This window comes from uncultured Shewanella sp. (assembly GCF_947495455.1).
Classification (GTDB): Bacteria; Pseudomonadota; Gammaproteobacteria; order Enterobacterales; family Shewanellaceae; genus Shewanella.
Map to the genome: position 1 here is coordinate 1 of NZ_CANLZC010000151.1, position 9966 is coordinate 9966.

General features: G+C 40.2%; 7 protein-coding genes. 6 read left to right on the plus strand and 1 reads right to left on the minus strand.

The window, feature by feature from the left end; all coding sequences use genetic code 11:
• The coding region (locus Q0791_RS23375; protein WP_299011647.1) for a hypothetical protein at positions 1-1542 on the plus strand (1542 nt) is incomplete at its 5' end.
• Between the two features lie 296 nt (positions 1543-1838).
• Here Q0791_RS23375 and Q0791_RS23380 read toward each other — a convergent pair.
• On the minus strand, positions 1839-4094 hold the full coding sequence (locus tag Q0791_RS23380) for a hypothetical protein (RefSeq protein ID WP_299011649.1): 2256 nt from the start codon (positions 4092-4094) through the stop codon (positions 1839-1841).
• Between the two features lie 645 nt (positions 4095-4739).
• On the opposite strand from Q0791_RS23380, the gene truA reads away from it, so the two are divergent.
• The 5 genes from truA (at position 4740) to purF (ending at position 9633) form a co-directional block, all read left to right on the plus strand.
• Entirely contained in the window at positions 4740-5525 is a 786-nt protein-coding gene (gene truA / locus Q0791_RS23385; protein WP_299011651.1) for a tRNA pseudouridine(38-40) synthase TruA, read from the plus strand.
• 20 nt (positions 5526-5545) lie between these two features.
• The gene (gene folC, locus Q0791_RS23390) at positions 5546-6847 is read left to right on the plus strand and encodes a bifunctional tetrahydrofolate synthase/dihydrofolate synthase (protein ID WP_299011653.1); all 1302 of its coding nucleotides are present in this window, start codon (positions 5546-5548) and stop codon (positions 6845-6847) included.
• Entirely contained in the window at positions 6840-7388 is a 549-nt protein-coding gene (locus tag Q0791_RS23395) for an SPOR domain-containing protein (RefSeq protein ID WP_299011654.1), read from the plus strand. Before folC ends, Q0791_RS23395 begins: the two co-directional genes overlap by 8 nt.
• A 130-nt stretch (positions 7389-7518) precedes the next feature.
• The gene (locus Q0791_RS23400) at positions 7519-8007 is read left to right on the plus strand and encodes a CvpA family protein (RefSeq protein WP_299011656.1); all 489 of its coding nucleotides are present in this window, start codon (positions 7519-7521) and stop codon (positions 8005-8007) included.
• 111 nt (positions 8008-8118) lie between these two features.
• Positions 8119-9633 carry an amidophosphoribosyltransferase gene (gene purF / locus Q0791_RS23405; RefSeq protein WP_299011658.1) on the plus strand — a complete coding sequence of 505 codons (1515 nt, stop codon included), beginning with the start codon at positions 8119-8121 and terminating at the stop codon, positions 9631-9633.
• Positions 9634-9966 lie beyond the last annotated feature (333 nt).

Sequence of the window (9966 nt, forward strand, 5' to 3'; positions counted from 1 at the left end):
AATAATAATAATAATAATAATAATAATAATAATAATAATAATAATAATAATAATAATAATAATAATAATAATAATAACAATAACTCGACTCAAAGGAATGATACTACTCACCATACCCTTTTCAGCCTCATGGGGGGCAATGATGATATAGTTGTGACTAATAGTACAGCACTCAATGAGCCACCTAATATCGGTTTAGATACAGTATTGTCTACTCCTTTGAATAGCAATATCAATATAAGTGAGAGCATCGATAGAATTGTGAGTAATATAGATAGTATTGATGAGGAGAAAGACGCTGGGAGCACATTGGTTTCTCGACGGAGTGATGTTAATCAAAACAATAGTAATCAATATCTACAGACAATCGATGAGACATCAGCATGGTCGATGCGTAGTAGCAAAGGCTCGACGAGAAATAGCAAAGGGCCAATGAGTAATAAACAAGAGTCGATAACAGAGCATTCTGATCCCATTACCAATGTCATTAACTCTAAAATGATCGATAGAAAAGCCGCTGTGGATGCTTTACATTCACCTACCGCACCAGGTTTTCAATGTTCTAATCCATCCTCATTGTTAGAAGATACAACTGGCTTAAATGCTTCAAGGAATTCACCGCCTAATCCATTATTGTCACGGAATCCTGTTCAAAGTCCTGCTCCATCTGACAATGTTGCAAGCCCTTATTCGCACCAAAATATGTTAAGCATTGATCATCAAGCTGGGGGGGGAAACCAGCAACAAAGCACTGTTGACCCCGTTGAATTGCTAGAGTCATTGTATTTATTTGCCTCAAATGTATCAAAAAAGGCAATGACCTCAACCTTTTCCACTGGTATCACATCCTGGGGGCGCACAGACAGAAAGGCGGCAATCGTCTCTGAGTATAAGGATACGTTAAAAAAATTATATAAAAAACTTAAAACGGAAGAGAAGAAACAGGCTAGGAGCAATCATTTGGTTTATCCTACAAGCAATGAGGCTTCTCAGATAAGTCTGCCATTTTATCATGAAGAATTTCTTATGCATACATTGCCCATACTCATCGATGGCTTAATGTGTATCACCTTTCTCATTAGAGGTCAACAGTCTGAAGCAAGTGTGCCGACTAATACTATTACCACGTCAGCGAAAAATTTAGTACTACGAGATAGCATTATTAATGATAAACAATTTTATTATTTTGAAAAACAATATATAGTGGGTTCTTATTCTTATTTTGGTTATGATTCTGAATATGATTTTGACTTTAAAGGTAATATAGATTTTGTGCGAAAGATAAGGCAATCGGTTAAAAACTACTACCAAGAACAGAGAGTCAGAGTCGATAGTATTATTAATAATGAGATTTATAGTAGAGTAAAAGCCCAGCTATTCCCTGATGAGAGCATAAGAGAAACGTTACATACCGAAACGGTAAAAAAGACGTACTATGAAAAAGCCAGAGAGAATTTGTATTTGTTCACTCAAATACATTTTGATAATGGTGAGAGGTTGCTTGTGTCTGGAAATCAGGATTTCAGTTTTTTAAACCAATAGCTTTAGGAGTTTCATCAATAAATGACCTAAATAAGGCATGAAGCGACAATATGCTGTGCCAAAGCGGTTTTGAGCGTTTAAAAGAAGATTGTGATTTCGAAAGAAGTGGGCATACGATGACATTAACAGCCACCAGTTGCGGGCGTTCATTATTCTGTTGGTCTTTGCTGGCTTTAATATAAATCTCGCCATCATTAAAAGATACCTTTCTTATATATAAGATATTCAAATGAAAAATTAAAAAGGCCTGCTTATTTAAAATAAACAGGCCTTAATGTTTTTATGGTGAATAATATTTATTGGGTGCTAGAAAAATAGTTCATGGCATGAGTTAAAATATCATCTTCTGTGGCCGCATTGCTAAAGACACTTTCAATCTGTGATTGAGTGTAACCATTATTTGAAGCATCAAGGCCGAAATAGTCAATGTCAAAACCATTGCCTTCTGATGACACATAATTGCAGTAAACTGAACCTGTCGGATCATTCTCACAATCTCCAGCATTGCTGATATCATAGTTATACCATGGATTGTTTAATTCCCAGAAAATGACGCCATCGGCACCGGTACCATTGCCTTCATTTTTGCCTACAACTTGAAAAATACTGTCCTCGTCATCGGCATTCACATTTAAATAGTATGCATGTGGCGATGTTGTCGAACCATCTTGCGCATAGGCAGAATTAACAGGCGTGTCGCCATAAGAAGGCAAGCCATCAGTGGAAATGACCGGAATATCATAGACTAAGTATTCATCATTCCAAGGGAAGGTACCACTTGTCGTACTGCTTTCTATTTCATCAGCTTTAATGGGGTAATTGGGAATACCAATTTCAACACCCATATTGATATAGGGCACATTATCACTGCCGGCATCATCATACATGGTACGGTACATGGTGATGATTGCACTGGTCTGACTGGCGATTGAGCAATCTGTGCCGCTGCCGACACTGTCAGTGCCAATACACCAATAACCTTGATAAGAACCATCGATATTAATGACGGCACCGTCATCTAAATCATAGGTCATTACGCCTAGACTATTGAGCCCAGTTAATGCCTGTGAACTGGCGCCACTACTATTAAGCAGTAGGTAGGGGAATTTTTCAAATATCGAAAGCAATGAGTAGCTTCCATCGTCATTTTTTGATTGATAATATTTCTCAAAATCGGCAATGTCCGTATCTTTCATATGCAATAAATCATAGTAAAGTCCCTTTGTATTGGTGGTACCCGTACCTGTTGTATACCAGAATAAATTCCCCGCATCACCATTATCGGTATGAATATTAAATGCCCCTACGGCAGAGCCGGCAATGGTCACAGGTAAATCAGTGTTGTTAGCCTGATTGATGGTATACATTTGTTCTTCGACTTCCTGAAGAATAAAGCCCAGTTTCTCAACAACTTCAGGAATAACATATGGACCCACATTGGCTTGTGCACCATAGCTTATCTCTTGCTGTAAAAGAGAGCTGTTATAGGCATCAAGGTATTCAGCCTGATACCAGTTTTCTTCATAATCAATGTCCAAACCAATCCCAAATGCACTGGCAAATTCAGCCCAGCTTTTAATGATATCTGAAAAATCAGCATCTGTTTCCTGAATATCGGCAGAATAAGGGATTGAAATACTGCTGTCAGTCACATCTGGGCTTAATGGAAAATGAGAATAATCGTCATCGCAATTAGCGATTGATGCTTCAGTACATTGGCTGTAATTCCAGCCACCAATGGACAACATCACTTGAATACCAGCATTTTTTAATGCGGTAACGTCACTCTTAAAATCAAAGGAAGGATAGGCATCTAATGCAGTTTGACTTAAAATACCGTCATTAATTAAAGCCGTATTATTATCACTCACGCTATCTGTGCTGTATGTTAATGCAATGGGTTTTGCAAAGGCAATATTAAGCCGATTAAAATTGATGTCAGTGCCTGCTTCAGCTTCTGTTGCTAATTCATGCAATTTTTCCAAACTACCTGAATCGGTCAGTAAAATGTAAGCGGTGACTGGATAAGGGTTAGTCGAGTCGGATGGATCTGTGCTATCACTTGAGCTACTTGTTTGACCATTAACGGTAAAACTGATGCTGTCAGGGGAAAAAGTCACTGCGTCAGTGGTATCATCACTTTCAAAGTTCAAGGTGCCTGTTTGGCTTGTATCATCATCAATGGATGAGGCTGTCACATTTAAAGTGCAAGTCTTTTGGGTGCTGGAAAGCTCACAAGTGCTATCATCAAAAATGAGTAATCCATCGGCTTCAGAAGCCGTTATTTTAGTTGATGAGCTTAAGGTTCCGTCGTAACTAATCGTGATGGTTGCAGACTCTCCAGATGTTATTGATGTAGAGCTTAATGCGGTGTTGAACGTAATATTTTGTGTGTCACTACTATCACCTGAATCATCATCTGTCGATGAGGAACTTCCTGAATCACTTGAAGAGCTTGAATCATCACTTCCTCCACCGCCACAAGCGACGAGTTGAGATGCCAATGCAAACAATATTAAATATAATAATGTTCTAATGAATGAACGAGCCATTTACCACCTCTTGGTATTGAGTTTTTGAGATTATAAATTACTTTTTCTAATCACTTATTTAATTTAAGTTTTATAAATAAGGTCATTAATAATAACTTTTAATTAATTTGTAATATGTATAAAGCAGGTCGTTTAAAATTAAAATTTAATGGATTAAATGAACATTAAACTTATTATAACTGGCGAGAAAGTAACTGATTATTTTATTGAACTCAAAAAAAACGAGGCAGTAATAAAGGTGTTTACATTAATTTACTTAGCTGAGTTTAAATCAATTGGCCATATTTTGATATAGACCATAAGTTTAATTAAACTTAATAGATTAAGTTTTTGGTGTTTAAATATTATGTTTGTATTAATCTATATTGTTATAAAAATCGTGAGGTATCACATTAGATTTACAATATATGAAGAATAGAAATAAAACTTAGCTTTTCAAAAATCATTAACGCAGTTTACTTTAAAGCAGAGAGTGAGCAGAATCATCAGTCATACCTATTGCTCCTCATGTCTATATTTTTACTGAGCTTACAGGCGGGAATGTGATAAAATTGGCCGATTAGCCCCTGTATGTTCGGGGATGGTGTTTTTGTGAATGATAGGACGGTGTGACATCGTCTCTTTTGTCAATTTTTGAGGTAGAGAATGCGGTTTGCGTTAGGTATTGAGTATGATGGTAGTAAGTATTGTGGTTGGCAGCGTCAACTCGAGGTGGATTCCGTACAAGCGCAACTTGAAAAAGCCTTGTCTAAAGTGGCTAATGAAGCGATAACCGTCCAATGTGCGGGCAGAACGGATACAGGCGTGCATGCGACTGGGCAAGTGGTGCATTTTGATACGAATGCGATCCGCAAAGAGACGGCTTGGACTTTAGGGGTAAATGTGAATTTACCCGATGATATTGCGGTGAGGTGGGTGCAAGCGGTGGATGAAGATTTTCATGCACGTTTTAGTGCAACGGCCAGACGCTACCGTTATATGATCTATAATCACAACCTTAGACCGGGTATTTTACGCTCTGGTGTGAGTCATTACATGGGCGATATTGATGAAAGCAAAATGCATCAAGCTGCGCAGTATTTGATTGGTGAGCATGACTTTACCAGTTTTAGAGCGCTCCATTGTCAGTCCAAAAGCCCTGTCAGATCAATGCATGAAATCAGTGTCACTCGGCAAGGAATGTACATTTGCGTGGATATTTCGGCGAATGCATTTTTACACCATATGGTGCGTAATATTGTGGGTTCTTTGCTGGAAGTGGGTATGGGTCGACAGCCCATTGATTGGTTAGCTCAGTTGTTGGCAGGGAAAAATCGGAAAGCGGCAGCGCCGACGGCCAAACCTAATGGATTGTATCTTGTTGATGTGACTTACCCAGAGCCCCATGTGTTGCCTAAATTATCATTAGGCCCTTTATTTATGTTGGATTAACCTTAAGAGTGTCTGTGCTTATGTCTGTTGTACCTAAAAAAGAGCAGGTTCATTCGTCGACTCATGTGCCTATGCAAAATGCATCATTGACGACGTGGACGAACTATTTATTGGCGATTCATCCCACTGAAATTGATATGGGCTTAACGCGAGTATCTCAGGTTGCTAAACAGATGGGGCTGCTTAATTTTGATGAGTCGCAAGTTGTCACTGTGGCGGGAACCAATGGTAAAGGCAGCACCTGCGCCATGATTGAAGCGGCGTTAAGATTAGAAGGCTTATCTGTGGGTGTGTATAGCTCTCCTCATTTGCTCCATTACAATGAACGAGTGAGGATCAACGGCCAAGATGCCAGTGATAGGGATTTAGTGGCGGCTTTTGAAGCGATTGAGCGAGAAAGGGGAGAGATTTCTTTGACCTTTTTTGAATATGCGACATTAGCAGGCCTATACTTATTTAAGGCATCGAGATTGGATGTGATTGTATTGGAAGTGGGTCTAGGTGGTCGCTTGGATGCGACTAATATTATCGATGCCGATGTGGCAGTGATCACGTCTATCGATCTGGATCATCAAGAGTATTTAGGTGATACGCGAGAGCAAGTTGCGGTGGAAAAAGCCGGGATCTGTCGTCAAGGAAAATCTGTGATTATCGGTGAGCCCAATATGCCTGCCACTTTAATGAAGACAGTCAATGATATCGGTGCCCATGGCTATGTAGTGGGCAAAGATTTTCATTATCAAGAATTTGAGGATCATTGGTCATTTCAAGATCAGTGGATTAATTTATTCGATATGGCTATTCCTTCACTGCCACTGCCCAATGCGGCTACGGCAATTGCGGCGTTAAGGCATATCTGTCCATCTTTGTCCTTGAGTCATATTAGACAGGCGATTTCACACACTCAATTAAGTGGCCGTTTGGAGTGTGTGTCTGAGTGTCCAAAGGTTTATCTGGATGTTGCTCATAATCCTCATGCCGCGCGGTACCTATTATCGCGGTTGCAAGCTAAACACCCCAAACGCTTATTGGCTTTGTGTGGTATGTTAAAAGATAAAGATATTGCTCAGGTATTGTCTGTTTTTTCCCCTCATGTTTCACTGTGGTACTGCTGTGATTTAAAGGTGCCTCGCAGTGCGACAGGGGCTGATTTAGCGGCCTGTTTACCGCAAACAGACGCCGTGCAGGTTTTTAACTCACTCGACTTCGCTTGGGCGCAATTACAAGAAGAGCTTCAAGAAGATGATATTGTGATTGTTTTTGGATCTTTTTATACTGTTGCAGGGATTAAAACATTGATAAAAGGAAATGACAGTGCCTAATCGCTTTCAAAATCGTTTAGTGGGTGTGGTGGTGGTGGTTGCACTCGGTGTGCTTTTTTTACCGGATTTACTCAATGGTAAAAAACCGCGGCAAGAAGAAACGTTTACAGAAATTCCGCTTAAACCTGTGTTAAATGACACGGCATTACCGGAACAAGCTTATGATGTGGTCAGTACGGATCTAGACGAAAAAGTGGCGCAAGCACAAGCGCCTTCAGATCCACAGCCCTCAACACCAGCCCTTGAAAAAGCGGCTGAGTCACAAATTAAGTCAGAAAAATCAAATTTATCAAAGGGCGCATGGACATTACGTTTGGGCAGTTTTAATAATGCAAAAAATGTGACAGCCCTCGTTGAACGTTTGAGAAAACAAGGGTTTAATGCGTATACATTGCCATCAAAACCCATTAATGGCAAATTGACTAAAGTGTTTGTTGGTCCCGATGTGTCTAAAGATAAGCTGCTTAATTTACAATCTGATATTGAAAAATTGACCCAATTGAAAGGGCGAATTGAGCCTTATAATCCCATTGAGTCTTGATTGACTTACACCTTTGTTCTGTGGTGAAAACAGAGAATGATAAATTTACGCATTTTGTTTCAGGTGTGGATTATCATCTTCTCTGTTAGAATCACGCCGTTTTAACCCTTTAATGCTGGATACACTTTCCATGGTTTGGATTGATTACGCTATAATCGTTATTATTGGTATATCGTCACTGATTAGTTTAATGCGCGGCTTCGCAAAAGAAGCCATGTCGCTAGTGGTTTGGATAGTTGCCTTTTTTGTGGCGAGCACATTTTATTTAGAGCTGGCGGTTCACCTGACCGTGATACAAGATAAAATGGTTCGCAATGGCGCGGCCATCGGTATTTTATTCGTCTCTACACTCATCCTTGGTGCCTTAGTGAATTTTTTATTGGGCCAACTTGTCGAAAAAACAGGGTTAACAGGTACCGATAGAGTGCTTGGACTCTGTTTTGGTGCCTTAAGAGGAGCACTGATAGTGAGTGCATTATTATTTTTTATGGATGCTTTTACGGGAGCACCTAAAACCACTTGGTGGCAAGACTCACAACTCGTGCCTGAATTTGGAGTAGTGATCCAATGGTTTTTTAATTACTTGGAAAATACGTCAAGCTTTGTACCCAAAATATAATATGCCAAATAGACCCAAATAGGCATAACAAATAGTATTGATTGTGAATGTTTTGTAATCAATACTTTTTCATTAAAATGATAGAACATCTTACAATGAGGAAGCTCACCTATGTGTGGTATTGTCGGAATAGTCGGTCAGACGTCGGTTAATCAAACCATTTATGATGCGCTGACTGTGCTTCAGCATCGAGGGCAAGACGCTGCGGGGATTGTGACTATAGATGGCGCGGCGTTTCGGCTACGTAAAGCGAATGGCTTAGTGAAAGACGTTTTTGAGTCTAAGCATATGCAACGCCTACAGGGCAATGCTGGGATAGGTCATGTTCGCTATCCCACTGCAGGTAGCTCAAGTGCCTCAGAAGCTCAGCCTTTTTATGTGAATTCTCCCTTTGGTATTTCGATTGCACATAATGGTAATTTAACCAATGCGCAAGCGCTTTGTGAGCGATTAGTGAAGCAACGTCGTCATGTTAATACGACGTCAGATTCTGAAGTGCTATTGAATTTATTAGCCGATGAGTTGCAGCACACTAAGAGTCAAATATTGAGCGCAGATGAAGTGTTTGATGCGGTGAGCCAGGTTCATACTCTCACTCGAGGGGCTTATGCGGTTGCCGCTATGATTATCGGTCAGGGTTTAGTGGCATTTCGCGATCCATTTGGGATTCGTCCTTTGGTATTGGGTAAGCATGAGACTGAACTGGGTACTGAATATATGGTGGCATCAGAAAGTGTCGCACTGGATGCCGTGGGCTTTGAGGTGATAAGAGACGTTGCGCCAGGAGAAGCCGTCTATATTACTCTGGACGGGCAGCTTTTTACTCGTCAATGTGCTCAATCTCCCAGTTATGTACCTTGCATTTTTGAGTATGTTTATTTTGCTCGTCCCGATTCGACCTTAGATAAAATTTCTGTTTATGGCAGCAGAGTAAATATGGGCAAGAAGCTGGGTCAGAAAATTAAAAGGGAATGGGAAGATCATGATATTGATGTCGTCATCCCCATTCCGGAAACCTCTTGTGATATTGCACTGGAAATTGCACGAGATTTGGACTTGCCTTATCGACAAGGCTTTGTCAAAAACCGTTATATTGGCCGAACGTTTATCATGCCGGGCCAACAAGAACGTAAAAAGTCTGTACGCCGTAAACTCAATGCCATTAATGCTGAGTTTAAGGGGAAAAACGTATTGTTAGTGGATGACTCTATTGTTCGTGGCACGACTTCTGAGCAAATTATTGAAATGGCAAGAGAAGCGGGTGCGAATAAAGTGTACTTTGCATCAGCGGCGCCCGAGATCCGTTTTCCTAATGTGTATGGGATTGACATGCCGACTTCTAATGAGCTCATTGCACATGGTAGAGATGTAGATGCCATTGCGAAGTTAATTGGTGCTGATGGCATCATTTTTCAGTCACTAGAAGATTTAGTGGAAGCGGTTCGTCAAGAAAACCCTCAGATCACGACATTTGAGACCTCTGTTTTTGACGGTAAGTATGTGACAAATGATGTGGATCAAGCGTATTTAGATCACTTGACTCAACTGCGCAGTGATGATGCAAAAGCAGATCGTAATCGTGATTTGGGCACGAACCTTGAAATGCACAATGTGTGTCACCCATGAGTTTATACCCGTGATACCTCAAGCTGCAGGATTCAGCTGGAATTAAAAGCCTTTTAGACAAGGCATTGAACATCGAGCCTAGTCATTCTAAGCCGATGTTTAATAACACAGTATAAAAAGCTTTTAAACCAGCCCTTTGGGAGTGTGTAAAAGCCCCTACTTCTACGTTGTATCATCTTAAAAGGCAATAAGCATTTCGGCAATAATACGCCTTGAATTAGGCACTTTTGCACACTCTGAAAACATGGATCTTGAGGTATCACGGGTACTGAGGGATCCCCACTTTTCTGGCTCATAAACAATGAATACTGATTGTGAAGTGAGCCAAGTTAT